This is a genomic window from Streptomyces sp. NPDC090106, from assembly GCF_044747265.1.
GTDB lineage: Bacteria > Actinomycetota > Actinomycetes > Streptomycetales > Streptomycetaceae > Streptomyces.
Map to the genome: position 1 here is coordinate 318,981 of NZ_JBIVDS010000006.1, position 14,697 is coordinate 333,677.

General features: G+C 73.3%; 10 protein-coding genes. 5 read left to right on the plus strand and 5 right to left on the minus strand.

Annotated elements, in window-relative coordinates:
* Positions 1–6: 6 nt before the first annotated feature.
* Entirely contained in the window at positions 7–489 is a 483-nt protein-coding gene (locus ACIPSE_RS21555; RefSeq protein WP_401664700.1) for a DUF456 domain-containing protein, read from the minus strand.
* 86 nt (positions 490–575) lie between these two features.
* Positions 576–1,556, minus strand: a complete 981-nt coding sequence (locus ACIPSE_RS21560) for a helix-turn-helix transcriptional regulator (protein WP_401664701.1) — start codon at positions 1,554–1,556, stop codon at positions 576–578.
* A gap of 306 nt (positions 1,557–1,862) precedes the next feature.
* Here ACIPSE_RS21560 and ACIPSE_RS21565 point away from each other — a divergent pair, with 306 nt between their 5' ends.
* The 3 genes from ACIPSE_RS21565 (at position 1,863) to ACIPSE_RS21575 (ending at position 8,851) form a co-directional block, all read left to right on the plus strand.
* Positions 1,863–5,582, plus strand: a complete 3,720-nt coding sequence (locus tag ACIPSE_RS21565) for a S8 family peptidase (protein ID WP_401664702.1) — start codon at positions 1,863–1,865, stop codon at positions 5,580–5,582.
* A gap of 149 nt (positions 5,583–5,731) precedes the next feature.
* Complete coding sequence (locus tag ACIPSE_RS21570; protein ID WP_401664703.1) at positions 5,732–7,081, plus strand: protein phosphatase 2C domain-containing protein; 1,350 nt, start codon at positions 5,732–5,734, stop codon at positions 7,079–7,081.
* A gap of 27 nt (positions 7,082–7,108) precedes the next feature.
* Entirely contained in the window at positions 7,109–8,851 is a 1,743-nt protein-coding gene (locus ACIPSE_RS21575) for a pyruvate dehydrogenase (RefSeq protein WP_401664704.1), read from the plus strand.
* A gap of 12 nt (positions 8,852–8,863) precedes the next feature.
* On the opposite strand, the gene ACIPSE_RS21580 is transcribed toward ACIPSE_RS21575, so the two are convergent.
* Complete coding sequence (locus tag ACIPSE_RS21580; RefSeq protein WP_401664705.1) at positions 8,864–10,177, minus strand: helix-turn-helix domain-containing protein; 1,314 nt, start codon at positions 10,175–10,177, stop codon at positions 8,864–8,866.
* Positions 10,178–10,392: 215 nt separating this feature from the next.
* On the opposite strand from ACIPSE_RS21580, the gene ACIPSE_RS21585 reads away from it, so the two are divergent.
* The gene (locus ACIPSE_RS21585) at positions 10,393–11,007 is read left to right on the plus strand and encodes a hypothetical protein (protein ID WP_401664706.1); all 615 of its coding nucleotides are present in this window, start codon (positions 10,393–10,395) and stop codon (positions 11,005–11,007) included.
* Positions 11,008–11,874: 867 nt separating this feature from the next.
* On the plus strand, positions 11,875–12,279 hold the full coding sequence (locus ACIPSE_RS21590) for an ATP-binding protein (protein ID WP_401664707.1): 405 nt from the start codon (positions 11,875–11,877) through the stop codon (positions 12,277–12,279).
* A 66-nt stretch (positions 12,280–12,345) separates the two neighbouring features.
* Here the strand turns inward: ACIPSE_RS21590 and ACIPSE_RS21595 are convergent, their stop codons facing one another.
* Both ACIPSE_RS21595 and ACIPSE_RS21600 read right to left on the minus strand, forming a co-directional pair.
* Positions 12,346–13,392, minus strand: coding sequence for a DUF2637 domain-containing protein (locus ACIPSE_RS21595; protein WP_401664708.1), 1,047 nt, complete (start codon positions 13,390–13,392; stop codon positions 12,346–12,348).
* A gap of 303 nt (positions 13,393–13,695) precedes the next feature.
* The gene (locus ACIPSE_RS21600) at positions 13,696–14,541 is read right to left on the minus strand and encodes a (2Fe-2S)-binding protein (RefSeq protein WP_401664709.1); all 846 of its coding nucleotides are present in this window, start codon (positions 14,539–14,541) and stop codon (positions 13,696–13,698) included.
* Positions 14,542–14,697: the final 156 nt, after the last annotated feature.

Consider the following 14,697-nt stretch of genomic DNA (forward strand, 5'->3'; position numbering starts at 1 on the left):
GCACCGCTACCCCCACAGCACCGCCCCCAGCCACGCCCCCGTGATCAGGAGACAGGTGAACAGCTCCGCCAGCACGCTGGAGCCGCCCTCCCGCATCACCGTCCGCAGCGCCGCCCGCGCCTTCGCGTGGCTCCCGAGCCGGCGGCGCTCGTACAGGTAGACGCCGCCCAGGAAGCCGGGGACCGCGCCGAGGACGGGAACCAGGAAGAAGCCGAGGAACGCGCCGGTGCCCGCGTACACCGCCATCCGGGGGGTCGCGCCGCTCGCGCGCAGCCGGCGGGGCGGCAGGCACCAGCGCACCACCTGGGACAGGAACAGCACGACGGTGGCCCCCACCAGTACGCCCCACGCGAGGGGCCGGGGGTCCTTCAGCGCCCACCACAGGACGGCCGCCCACACGAGCCACGACCCCGGCACCCCGGGCACCAGCACTCCGACGAGGCCCAGCACAAGGACCAGGCCGACCAGCACGAGGTCCCACACTCCCATCTGTCCAGAGTGCAGGAGCCCGCGAGAACCCGCAGGTCACCATCGTTCCCGCAGGTCACGTCAGCGCCGGTCGCGCGGGGCGGCCGTCACCCGCGGGCCACCCAGCTCCGTTCGTAGGCGTGCCAGCCGAGCTGGAGCCGGGTCGTCACCCCGGCCAGCTCCATCAGCCGCTTCACCCGGCGCTGCACGGTCCGCAGTCCCAGGTCGAGCTGTTTGGCCACGCTCGCGTCGGTCATCCCCGCCAGCAGCAGGGACAGGACCTCCAGGTCGGTGCCGTCGGGGCCGTCCCGTTCCTCCTCCCGCACCCCCGAGGCGCCGAGGCGCAGCGGCAGCGCGTCCCGCCACACCGACTCGAACAGCCCCGAGAGCAGCTCCAACAGTCCGCTCGCGTGCACGACCAGCGCGGCCGGTTCGGCGGCCGGGGAGGTCAGCGGCACCAGCGCCTGCGACCGGTCGGCGACGACCAGCTTGGTCGGCACCCGGTCCACGACCCGCACCTCCTCGTCGCGGCCGAGCGCGGCGGACAGCTCGGTGATGCCGTGCGGCAGGTCCAGGACGGACCGCTCCACGACCACCCGGTAGCGCACCCCGCGCCCGGCGGCCTGCTCCTCGGCGTCGTTGTCCATGCCGGAGACCACGGTCGGGTTACCGCTGACCAGCGCGCACACCTCGTCGCTCGCGCCGAGCTGCAACTGGAGGAACCGCTGGGCGACGGCCCCCGCCCCGCTCACCACCTCGACCAGGTCGTGCACCGCCGGTTCGGCCGCCGCCGACCGGTACTCCTCGGCGAGCAGCGCCGCCGCCAGCTCCGCCCGGTCCAGCTCGTGCCGCTGCTGGGCGAGCAGCGCGCCCAGGGCGACAGCGGGCGGCGCGGCGACCCAGCGGCCGGGACGCGCCGAGGACTGGGCGGCCAGACCGTGCCGCTCCAGGAGCCTGAGGGCGCGCTCGGTGTCGTGCTCGCCCAGCGCCAGCCGCCGCGCGAGATCGGGCACCTCCGCCGCGCCCACGGACACCAGCGCCCGGTACGCCGCCTCGTGCCCGTCGTCCAGTCCCAGCGCACCCAGCATCGACCGCCGCCCTCCCCGAACCCCACCCAAGCGAACCGAACGCGACCCGACCCGGGTGAACGAAGCCGAACCCGTCCGCCCCGACCCGACGGGACACGGCCGCACCCGTGCGACCCGCCCCGACCGTCCCGTGGCGGGAACCGGCCACGGCGCATACCCGCCGCGCACATCATCCCCGCACCACCCGCCCCTCTGCCATCGTGGCGCCACCGCAGCATCAACCACCGTCCGTACAGCCCGTCTTGGGCCGATTCGGCCTGGGCTCCCGAGCCCGCGGGCACACGGCGACACGGCAGAGGAGCGATCTTGGCGAGAGCGAGAGCGAGAGCGAGAGCGAGAGCGATACGCCGTACGGCCCTTGGGGCGGCGACCGCCGCCGTCCTGGCCGTCACGACAGCGGCGCCCACGCAGGCGGCCGGGGAACCGGGACCGCTGACCGGCAGCCGGGCCTCCTCCGGCGCCGGGTCCGTCGTCACCCTCGTCACCGGGGACCGGGTCCTCGTCACGGAGGACGGGGCCACCGCCCTGCCCGGCGCCGACGGCACGACCCCCTTCACCCAGACCCGCCAGGTCGGCGACGACCTGTACGTCTATCCCGAGCGCGCGACCCGGGCGCTGGCCGCCGGGCGGGTGGACGAGGAACTCTTCAACGTCACGGGCCTGGTCCGGCAGGGCTACGACGACGCGCACACCGACGCGCTGCCGGTGATCGCGACCTACGACCGCGCGGTCACCGCCCGCAGCGTCCCGAGGACCCCGCGCGGCGCGGAACGCGACCTCGTCCTCGCCTCCGTCGACGGGGTCGCCCTGGACGCCGACAAGGCGCGGGCCGGGGACTTCTGGGCCGACGTCAGCGAGGGGGCCGGGCTGAAGAAGCTGTGGCTGGACTCCAAGGTGGAGGCCACCCTCGACCGTTCGACGCGGCAGGTGCGCGCCCCGGAGGCCTGGGCCGCCGGATACGACGGCACGGGCACCAAGGTCGCCGTCCTGGACACCGGCGTCGACGCCGACCACCCCGACCTCAAGGGCCGGATCACCGCCGCGGAGAACTTCACCGACTCCGAGGACACCACCGACCACCAGGGCCACGGCACCCACACCACCTCCACCGTCGGCGGCACCGGCGCCGCGAGCGACGGCCGGAACAAGGGCGTCGCCCCCGGCACGGACCTGCTCAACGGCAAGGTCCTGAACGACTACGGCTCCGGCGAGACCTCCTGGATCATCGCCGGTATGCAGTGGGCCGTCGACCAGGGCGCCGACGTCGTCTCCATGAGCCTCGGCAACCCGTCGCGCACCGACTGCTCGGACCCGATGGCCCAGGCCACCGAGGAACTCGCCCGCGCCCACCAGGACACCCTGTTCGTCATCGCCGCCGGCAACACCGGGCCCGCCGTCAACACGGTCTCCTCGCCGGGCTGCGCCCCGAGCGTCCTGACCGTCGGCGCCGTCGACCGCGACGACTCCACGGCCTCCTTCTCCAGCCGCGGCCCCGTGTACGGCTCGCACACCCTCAAGCCCGAGATCACCGCCCCCGGCGTCGAGATCTCCGCCGCCAGTGCGGGCGGCCGGGGCGTCTACGCCTACCGGTCCATGAGCGGTACGTCGATGGCGACCCCGCATGTCGCCGGCGCCGCCGCGATCGTGAAGCAGCGCCACCCCGACTGGAGCGCCGCCGAGATCAAGGCCGCCCTCGTGTCGTCGGCCGAGACGGACATCCCCGGTGACGTCCGCGAGACCGGCGGCGGGCGCCTCGACGTGAAGGCCGCGATCGACCAGAGCGTGCTCGGGGCCGCCGCCGTCCAGGCGGGTGCCTTCACCTGGCCGCAGGACCGCAGCGACCGGACGACCGTCTCCGTGCCCTACACCAACACCACCGGCAGGGCGGTGCAGTTGAGGCTGTCGGTCACCGGGGTCACCGGCAACGACGGCTCCGCCGTCCGCTCCCCGGTCGCCCGCCTCGGCACCGGCACGGTCACCGTCCCGGCCGGCCGCACCGTCCAGGTCCCGCTGCGGATCGACCCGACGGCGAGCCTCCGGCGCGCCCAGTACGGCGACATCACGGGCCGCGTCCTCGCCCGGGCGAACGGCGTCACCGTCTCCACGCCCTTCGCGCTGTACGTCCAGCCGGAGACGGTCACCCTGCGCGTCAAGCTCATCGACCGGCACGGCGACCCCGCCACCGGCGCCTCCTCCCTGGACGTCATCGGCACCGACGACGCGAGCGGCGAGCGCCGCTTCAACGACGGCGCCGTCGACCAGACGTACACGGTCCGCCCCGGCAGCTACTTCCTCTCCAGCTTCGTCACCACCCCGGAGACCGAGGGCACCCTCTACGACTCCCTCGCCTACCTGGCCCGTCCGCAACTGGAGATCCGGGGCGACACGACCGTCGTCCTCGACGCCCGCAAGGCCCACCGGCTGAGCGTGCGGACGGACCGGCCGACCGAACTGCGCGGCGCCACGCTCGGTTTCGCCCGCTCGTGGGACGACATCTGGCTGCACGCCGGCACCGCCGCGGGCGGCCGGTCCCTGGAGGGCTACTACGCCTCCGTGACGGGCGGCGCCACCGACGGCACCTTCGAGTTCGACAGCTTCTGGAGCGCCGCGGCCCCGCAGATCACCGAACTCGCCGTCGAGGGAGGCCGAAAGCTCCACCCGGTCACCGCGTCCACCAGCTCAGTCAACCTCGACGGCACCGGCCGGGCCGCGCTCTTCGACGCCAAGTCCGGTACGGCGGAGGAGCTTTCCGGCGCCGAGGGGCGGATCGCCCTCGTGAAGCTGCCCGACGACGGCTCCGCGGGCGCGGTCGCCACCCGTGCCGCGGCGGCCGGTGCCGTCGCCGTCCTCGGCTACCGCGAGGCCCCCGGACGCTGGTACCCCACGGCCGGGTTCATCGGCGGCGCCCTGCCGGTCCTCGGCATCCCCACCGAGGAGGCGAGGGCCCTGCTCGCCGCCGGTGACGTCACCCTGCGCTGGACGGCCACCGCGAAGAGCCCGTACGTCTACCGCCTCGCCTTCCCGGAGACGGGCACGGTCGGCGGTGAACGCGCCTACCGCGTCCGCGACCGGGACCTGGCGGCGACGACGGCCACGTACAACTCCATGGCGGGCACCGCCACCGACCACATCGACACCCGGACGGTGACCCGCCCGAGCGGTCTGTCCGCGTACTTCGGCGGCATCGAGACGGTGCCCGCGCCCTTCACCCGCACCGAGTACCTGACCCCGGGCACGACCGGCTGGGGCCAGTACGTCTCCAGCAGCTTCCCGTTCGGGGAGGCCATGGCCGCCCCCGTACGCACCTACACGAAGGGGGAGAAGAACACCGAGGAGTGGTACGGCGGTGTCGTCGGCCCGACCACCCCGCTCGACGACAACGGCGAGGAAACGCTCGCCGCCGAACGCCAGGGCGACCTCATCGGCGTCGCACCCGGCTTCTGGGGCGACAGCGAACACCAGGGAATCCAGGGCAGCTTCGGCGACATCGGCAACATGGTCCTGAAGCGGGACGGCGAGACGATCGGCGAAAGCCCCTACCCGTTCGGGGTGTTCACCGTCCCGGCCGAGGAGTCGCGCTACGAACTCACCCTGAACACGGCCAAGTTCGGCATCCCGGCCCGGGTCTGGAAGCGGTCGACGCAGACGAGCACCACCTGGTCCTTCCGCTCGGCGCTCGACGAGGACGCCTACTCGCAGGGCATCCCGCTGCTCTTCCCGCACTACTCCCTTCCCGAGGACGGCCTCAAGACCCTCCCGGCCAGGGACGGCCAGCGGATCGCGCTCACGGTCACCGGCCACGCCGGCCACCGGCCGGGGGAGCTGACCTCGGCGCGGCTCGCCTACTCCTACGACGAGGGCGCCACCTGGACCGAGGCGCGCACCGAGCGGCACGGCGGACGGTGGGAGGCGGTCGTCGACCACAGCGGAGCGACAGGGAAGCAGGTCACACTCAGGTCCGAGCTGACCGACGCCCATGGTGACGCGGTCACCCAGATCGTGACGCGGGCCTACGACGTGCGCTAGCGCGCCGCGGAGCGTGGCTCCGGGTCACCCCGGGTCGCCGGGCGGTTCTCCCGTGGGGGGTGGGACCGCCCGGCGATCCGTTCCGCAGGTCCGGCTGATTTTCCGGATGCCCCGTTTCCATCCGGCCGCAGCGGTGGACAATTAGGGACATGAGTCAGCAGGGGGGAAGGCCCACCGGTCACGACGACGACTGGTGGGGACAGCTGTACGACGAGACGACGCAGGACGTGGGTCCCACGTCCGCGCCGGACTCCCTGGACGACCGGTTCGCCTCGGCGGCCGGGACGGTGGGCGACGGCACGCGGCCCGGCGACGCGAAGGTTCCCGCGCCGCGCGAGGGCGCGCCGCCGAGAGAGGCGACGGTGCCGGTGCGGGTGAGCGAGGCCCGTCCGCCCGCCCACTCACCGGGGCAGTCCGAGACACCCCCCGCCGAGAAGCCGCAGGCCGCGAGCCCGCAGACCGCGAGCCCGCCCGCCGGGGCGCCGGCCGTCGTGCGCACCGCGACCCGCCTTGACCTGCCCACCGTCCCCGCGTCCCCTTCCGGCCACGTGGGCTCGGGACCGCCCACCTACGACGCCGAACCCACCGCCCTGCCGCCCGCCGACCCCGACGAACTGGACGACCTGGTCGCCGACACCGTTTTGGACGGCGCCCGGTACGGCTCCTGCACCCTCAGGGCCGTCTCCGCCCGCGGTGACTCCGCCCGGTTCCGCGGCGAACCCCGCCGCGACTCCCTGCTCACCGCCCGCTTCGGCACCGGCGACCACGCGCTGGTGCTGGTGGCGATGGCGACCGGCGCACGCGCCACCCCGGGCGCGCACCGCGCCGCCGCAGAGGCCTGCCACTGGATCGGCCGGGCCGTGGGCCGCAGCCACGCGCGGCTCGCCGAGGACATCAGGGCCGCCCGCCGCGGCGACCTGAAGTCGGGCCTGCACCGCCTCACCGACCGCAGCCTGGGCAAGCTCCGGGCCACCGCCGACGAGCAGGGCATCGACCCGGACGAGTACTCCGCCTCCCTGCGCTGTCTGCTGCTCCCGGCCGACCCGGACTGCCGTACCCGGGTGTTCTTCGGGGTGGGCCCGGGCGGTCTGTTCCGGCTGCGGGACGGCGAGTGGCAGGACATCGAGCCCCGGGTCACGGACGCCACCGGTGACGCGGTCGTCGGGTTCGGCTCGCTGCCCGCCGAGACCCCCGAGGGCGACCGGCTCACCATGGACCTCGGCATCCCCACCCCGCCGAGCCCTTACGAGCCCGCCCCGGAGCCGCCCCGGGAGCCGTTCCGGTTCCGGGCCTCGGTAGCCCGTCCGGGTGACACGCTCCTGATGTGCAGCGGGGGCCTCGCCGAACCGCTGCGCGGGGAGCCGGAGCTGTGCGCGTACCTCACGGGCCGCTGGGCCGGCCCCGCCGCGCCGGGCCTGGCCGCGTTCCTCGCGGACACCCTGGTGCGGGTCAAGGGGTACGCCGACGACCGGACGGCCGCCGCCGTGTGGGAGGCGTGAGCGCGGCGAGTGTGGATTGATGGATCCATGGCCAAGCAGAACGTCGCGGAACAGTTCGTGGACATCCTCGTCCGGGCCGGCGTCGAACGCCTGTACGGAGTCGTCGGTGACAGTCTCAACCCGGTCGTCGACGCCGTGCGCCGCAACCCGCGCATCGACTGGGTGCACGTCCGGCACGAGGAGACCGCCGCCTTCGCCGCGGGCGCCGAAGCGCAGATCACCGGGAAACTGACGGCCTGCGCCGGCTCCTGCGGCCCCGGCAACCTGCATCTGATCAACGGCCTGTACGACGCCCACCGCTCCATGGCACCCGTGCTCGCGCTCGCCTCGCAGATCCCCTCCAGCGAGATCGGCCTGGGCTACTTCCAGGAGACCCACCCCGACCAGCTGTTCCGCGAGTGCAGCCACTACAGCGAGCTGGTCTCCAACCCGCAGCAGATGCCGCGGCTGCTCCGGACCGCCATCCAGCACGCCGTGGGCCGCGGCGGCGTCAGCGTCGTCTCCCTGCCCGGCGACATCGCCGACCAGCCCGCCCCCGACGACCCCGCCGAGACCGCCCTCGTCACCTCCCGGCCCACCGTCCGCCCCGGTGACACCGAGATCGACCAGCTCGCCGCGATGATCGACAACGCCGAGAAGGTCACCCTGTTCTGCGGCAGCGGCACGGCCGGCGCCCACGCCGAGGTCATGGAACTCGCCGAGCGCATCAAGTCCCCGATCGGCCACGCCCTGCGCGGCAAGGAGTGGATCCAGTACGACAACCCCTTCGATGTCGGCATGAGCGGCCTCCTCGGGTACGGCGCCGCCTACGAGGCCACCCACGAGTGCGATCTGCTGATCCTGCTCGGCACCGACTTCCCGTACAACGCGTTCCTGCCCGACGACGTCCGGATCGTCCAGGTCGACGTACGCCCCGAACACCTCGGCCGGCGCTCCAGGCTGGACCTCGCCGTGTGGGGCGACGTGAAGGAGACCCTGCGCTGTCTGACGCCCCGGGTGCGGGAGAAGACCGGCCGCCGCTTCCTGGACAAGATGCTGAAGAAGCACGCGGACGCGCTGGAGGGCGTGGTCAAGGCCTACACCCGCAAGGTCGAGAAGCACGTCCCGATCCACCCCGAGTACGTGGCCTCGGTCTTGGACGAACTCGCCGACGACGACGCCGTGTTCACCGTCGACACGGGCATGTGCAACGTCTGGGCCGCTCGTTACCTCTCGCCCAACGGCCGCCGCCGGGTCATCGGCTCCTTCTCCCACGGCTCCATGGCCAACGCCCTGCCGATGGCGATCGGCGCCCAGTTCACCGACCGGCGACGCCAGGTCGTGTCGATGTCAGGGGACGGCGGATTCACCATGCTGATGGGCGACTTCCTGACGCTCGTCCAGTACGACCTGCCCGTCAAGGTCGTCCTGTTCAACAATTCCTCCCTCGGCATGGTCGAGCTGGAGATGCTCGTCGCGGGCCTGCCTTCCTACGGCACCACCAACAAGAACCCCGACTTCGCCGCCGTCGCCCGCGCCTGCGGTGCCCACGGCGTACGCGTCGAGAAGCCCAAGGACCTCGCCGGGGCCCTCAAGTCCGCCTTCAAGCACAAGGGGCCCGCCCTCGTCGACGTCGTCACCGACCCCAACGCCCTGTCCATCCCGCCGAAGATCAGCGCCGACATGGTCACCGGCTTCGCCCTGTCCGCCTCGAAGATCGTCCTCGACGGCGGTGTGGGCCGCATGCTCCAGATGGCCCGCTCCAACCTCAGGAACGTGCCCCGTCCCTAGGGTCCCGGTGCCCTAGTCGCTGAACGGGCCCCACGTCCGCTGGGTGTAGTCGTACGAGTAGCGCGGCAGCCCTTCGATGGCGCTCGTGCGGAACGGCCTGCCGTGGTCGTCGATCCGGACCGTGCCCTCGCGGCCCTGCGAGGACCAGTCCAGCTCCAGGTACCAGTCGCAGCCGCAGGTCGCGGTGCGCGCCGTGACCAGCAGCACCTCGGGGTCGCTGGAGGAGACGCTGTACGGCAGCCGGATCGCCGGGATCGGGTTCTCGCCGTCGTGACCGGCCTCCGAGCGGGCCACCGGACGGTCCGCGTCCAGGTTCACCGAGAAGAACCGGGGCGTGAGCGCACCGCCGCAGCCCATCTCCATGGTGTACGAACTGCCCCGCACGGGAGCCGCCCGCTGCGCCACCCGGACCCGGAGCGCCTCCAGGACCACGGCCGTGGAGCTGCGTCCCTGCACCGAGATCCGCACGTTGGTGTCCCGGCCGTGCACCGCGCCCTGCGCCGTCGCCCAGGTCTCGGCGTCCTGCGCGGCGGGCGGCGGCGGGACCTGCGCGGGCGGGCGGCCGATGACGTAGTCGTGCGCGCAACCGGCGTTCCACACATGCGAGTCGACCGTCCACGTCAGCGGCACGGCCGCGTCCGGCGCGGCACCGCCGGTGGGGCTGCCGGGCCCCGCGGAGGAGGCGGGACCGCGGCTGCCGGGCGAGGCCGACGGGGTGCGGCCCGGGGTGGGGGAGGTGCTGCCGGCGGATTTCCCCGGCGACGGGGACGCGCCGGACGCCGTCGGCGGGGCCGGGGTGCGGGCCGGATCGGTGGCGCGCACGCTCCCGGCGGACCGGGGCGAGCCGGAGCGGTCCGAGGACAGCGCGGACAGACCGCCCAGCGACACGGTCAACGCGCAGGCGACGGCCGCGAGGACGAGGACACGCCGACGGCGGTACCAGGGCCGGGCGGCGGGAGCCGGCGCGGCCGGTTCCGTGACCGGAGCGGCGGCCGGTTCGGTCACGGGTTCGGTCACGGGTTCCGTGACGGGTTCGGTGACCGGTTCGGGCGGGCGCGGGCGGTGCCGGGCCTCGACCGCGAGCAGCCACAGCCGGTGCAGTGCGAGCCGCTCCTCGGCCGTCGCTCCGCACAGCGCGGCGAACCGCTCCACGGGAGCGAAGTCGAGGGGGACCGTCTCACCGGCGCAGTAGCGGTGCAGCGTCGAGGTGTTCATGTGCAGCCGGCGGGCGAGCTGACCGTAGCTGCGGTCCGTCCGTGCCTTCAGCCCGGAGAGCGTCGCCGCGAACGCGGCGACGTCGTCCAGCGGCACATCCTGTTCCGACACCCTCGCCCCGCCCCTCCGCCGGCCATCCCAGGCACTCACGTACCTGCACGTCACAGGGGCTGGGATGGTTCCACCGCCGCGCACAGGGCGTCGGTCGTTGCGCCGGCCGCCTGTGACCGCTGATGCTGAAGGTGTCGCACCGAGCGGGCCGGACCGACCAGCCACCCCCGGGCGACACGCTCTTTCCCGCACTCACTCGTACACGGGGGACACCCATGCCCAAGCGCATCCGAGCCGGCGCGCTCCTCGCCGTCGCCGCCACCGGTCTCGCCCTCGGCGCGACGCTCGCCGCACCCGCGGAGGCCGCGCCGAAGCCCGCGCCGAAATTCCTCTCCGCCGCCGAACTGCCGCCGCATCCCTCCTCGCCCTGGACGGCCGGAAAGGTCACCGACGGGGTCCCGGACGAGCTCCGGCTCTGCCTGTCCGAGGCGCTGCCCGGATACGACTCCCGGTACCGCGCCTTCCGCACCGAACTCGACACCAGCGCCCGCCAGCTGACGATCGTCGTCGACGACACCGCCAAGGCGAAGGCGCTCCAGGACCGGCTGAACCGGGAGATCAGGACCTGCGGTGACCGCCTGGAGCGGTCCGACCCCGAACTGGAGGCCGAGTACCGCGGATACGGCACCCTGCCGGTCGAGGAGGGCGCGCGCGTCCACGGCCTGCACACCTCCGCCTCCTGGGGCGCCTCCGACATCCGCCTCCTCTCGGTCGGCCGGGACGGCACCGCCGTGACCGTCGTCGAGTGGGCGCAGCTGGGCGGGTTCGCGGACGCGCCGGTGAAGGCGTTCAAGAAGACGACGGTCACCGCCGTCGCCAAGCTCCACTGACAGGGCCCGAACAGCCCGTGAACACCACCTGAAGAAGCCGGGCCGCCCTCTCGCCACGGGGGTCGGGAGGGCGGCCCCGGCTGCACAACTGCGGTACCGGGGTGGCGAATTCAGGCCAGATTCCGGAGCCGGACCGACCCGGTCCGGCGCTTCCGCGCGTCCAGTCGCCCCGCCGGTGCGTGCCCATGCCGGATACGCCGGTGGAGGCAGCACGGGCTGGACGCCGGGGGCGACGAGAGCCGGTCCGGGCGTCCCGGACGGATACGGGCGCGGGACAGGGCGGACCGCCCGCGCGGCAGCCGCCCGTCCGCCCGGTCCGGCCTCCGCCCCTCGCCCCCAGAACCGCTCACCGACGCCGGGCGCCGAGGGCGCCGTACGGCGATCTCCGTGCCCGGGGGCAGGTCCCGTCACGGTGCGTCCCCGCGCGGGGCGGGGGCGCGGTCGCGCGGGCGGGGACCGGAGGCCGGAGCCGACCAGGGCGTTCCACGGGCCCGGGCCACCGCCAAACCAACGGCATATGCCAGGGGACTCCACCGGTGGCACACGCCCTGCCGGTCCGCTCGTCCACTCCGCCCGGCCCGCGACGGAGTCCGGCCCTCCGGCAGGGCGACTTGACGTGGGCTTGACCGAGCCGGACACGCACCGTGATGTCCGCCGCTCGGGGGCCCGGGCGGTGGCCGAACACCTGGTCGTCGATGATTCGACATGACTGGCGGGTGTGCCACGGGGCATGGATCCCGTGAACGTGTTCGAGGCAGGAGGGGAACCGACATCGGCACGCAGGCGGGGGTCATGAAAAGGCACGCACGAGGAGGCGGTCCCACGGCTTCAGGGGCCTTCTCGGCAAGGACGGTTCAGGACAGGGCCATGGGCGGGGAACCCGCCGAGCCGGCCCAGCTCATGCGCAGACTCGTACGGGCGGACCTGCGCGCGGTCCCCGAGGTCCGGCGCGCGCTGCGCGAGCTGTTACGGCAGTGGGGGCGGCCCGGACGATCGGAGATAGCGGAACTGCTGACCAGTGAGCTCGTCACCAACGCGCTCATCCACACCGACCACGACGCGGTCGTCACGGCCACCGTCGACCCCCGCGGACTGCGGGTCGAGGTACGGGACTTCGTGGCCCGCCGACCCCGGCTGCGCGTACCGAACGCCGACGACGGTACGCACGGCCGCGGTCTGATCCTGGTGCAGTCCCTCGCCGACGCGTGGGGCGTCCGGACGCACGGGGTGGGCAAGGCCGTCTGGTTCGAACTGGACGCGGGCGCCGCCTGACGGACAACGCGAAAGGGGGGTACGGCCGGTGAGCCGTACCCCCCTTTTTCGTGACGCCCCAGGGTGTTAACCGAACTGCTGCTCAAGGTCCTTGAGCTTGCGCTCCAGGGAGTCGAGCCGCGGCAGTGCCATCGTGTCGTCCTCGGCGGTGAGGTCGACGGTGATCGGTTCAGTGCTTTGGCGTACGGGCTGAAGCGACGGCCGTGAGCGTACGGGCAGTTGCTCCGGCGCCGATATGGCAGGCTCCGCGGTGACTCGGTCCGAGCCGCCCCGCTCCAGGGCCTGGGTCTCCGCCGGACGGCCGTTGCCCCGGCCGATGAACCCGCGGTGACCCCTGCTGATCGCCTTCAGCTGGGCGCGCTCCAGGCGGTCCGCCTCGCGGCGGCGCAGCCGGTTGGCCTCCTTCTGCCGCTTGTCCTCACGCACCTCGTCGACCGCCTCGTCCAGGCTGCGGACACCCTCGAGGAGCATGAGCGACCAGGCCCTGTACGTCTCGCGGGGCGCGCGCAGCCAGCGGACCACGCGGATCTGCGGCAGCGGGCGGGGCACCAGACCCTGCTCGCGCAGCGCCGCTCGGCGGGTCTGCTTCAGCGCGCGGTCGAACAGGACGGCCGCGGACAGGGACATGCCGGAGAAGAACTGGGGCGCGCCGTCGTGGCCGAAGCCGCGGGGCGCGTGCACCCAGTTGAACCAGGCCGCGGCACCCGCGAACGTCCACACGAGTATCCGGGAGCCGAGCGCGGCGTCACCGTGGCTCGCCTCGCGCACCGCGAGCACCGAGCAGAACATGGCCGCGCCGTCGAGGCCGAACGGGACCAGGTACTCCCAGCCGCCGGACAGGTTCAGGTTCTGCTGGCCGAAGCCCACCAGTCCGTGGAAGGAGAGGGCGGCGGCCACCGCCGCGCAGCAGAACAGCAGAACATAGGACGCGGTGCCGTATATGGCCTCCTTGCGCCTGCGGCGCTCCTCGCTGCGCTCCCACGAGTCGTCCGCGCTCGCGTCCTTCCCCGAGGCACGCTTGCCACGTGCGAGTACCGCAACCGCCGCCAGCAGGCCCAGGAGCAAGACGGCGCCCGGAAGCAGCCAGTTCAGCGATATGTCGGTCAGTCTCATCTGGGGTCCCTTGCATTGGGATAGGGCGTAACGCCCGCCATAGTGGCCCAATTCCACCGGCCCTCAGGGGGTTTCGGGGCAAGAGGCCGCCAAGGAGGTGCAAGGGATTGCCCAGGGCGGCGTTCTGCTCGAACTGCCGCGTGAGGGGCGGGAGTTGAGTTCGAATAAGACTACCCGTACGGGTGGTTCCACGGAAAGTTCCTGCGACAGGTGAGGAATTTGTGAAGCACCTGTAACCGAGGGGCGGTCCTGTTCGAGGATGATCTTACGGGACGCGCGGCGGTGCCCCGACCGGAGGGGGCGTCAACTGGCGGCTTCCGCGAGCAGCTTGACGACCCGGTCGGCGTCGCAGGTGCGCGGGCAGGTGGCGCAGGCGTCCTGCGGGTCCAGGGTGTAGTACATGCAGCAGCTCGCCCGGTCCCGGGTCGACAGCGGCGTCCCGTCCGGTCCGTGGATCTCCCGGAAGGCCGCCGTGCCCACGTACGGCTGGGTCGACCCCGGCAGCAGCAGCTCCAGCTCGCGCCGCGCCCGGCGGTGCTCGGTCTCGCCGAGGATCTCGCCGACGTACCAGAGGCCCTCGACGATCTCGTCGGTCACCATGCCCCACAGGGCGCGCCCCCGGCGTCGCATCCGGGGCCCGAACGCGCCGAGCACCGGTTCCATGTGCTCGGCGACCGCCTCCCGCACCTCGGCCCGCAGCGCCTCCTCGTCGGGCACGACCCGGGCCTCGGGCAGCGTGGCCGCGGGGTCGTCCGGGAGGCAGGCGAAGGAACCGGTCCGTACCGCGAAGGCCATGGGGCCCGCGGTCCGGTCGTAGGAGACGTGGGTCACGGGGAAGCGCGGCACCCGGCGGGTGAGGAACCAGGGCACGGTGATCAGGAGGCAGGCGGGCCAGGCGTACCGGTGCAGTCCGAAGCTGGCTATGACGTCCGGGCGGCCGGGGCGTCCGTGGTCCTGCCGCACCTGTGTGTCGTCCCACTCCAGAAACGCGTCGAGTCCGGTGCCGCCCTCCGCCAGCGCGGCGGCGCCGACCCAGCCCGCGCCGCTCGGGGCGGCCTCCGCGGGGCCCAGCTCCCGTACGGTCATCTCCGGGAAGGCCTTGGTCAGACGGTCGTACGACGCCGTGAGTGCCGACGCGGGCACGGTCATGTGAGGACCACCGATCAAGACGGTCGAGCGCCTGCGAGGTGCGCCGGTTCGAGAGGTAAGCCTAACCTTACCCAAGATCATCGGGGTTTACCCCTCCGTCATGGGGACATCCCATTACCCCCGTATCGGCTTCTGGCCCTATGGTGCTTGACGGGC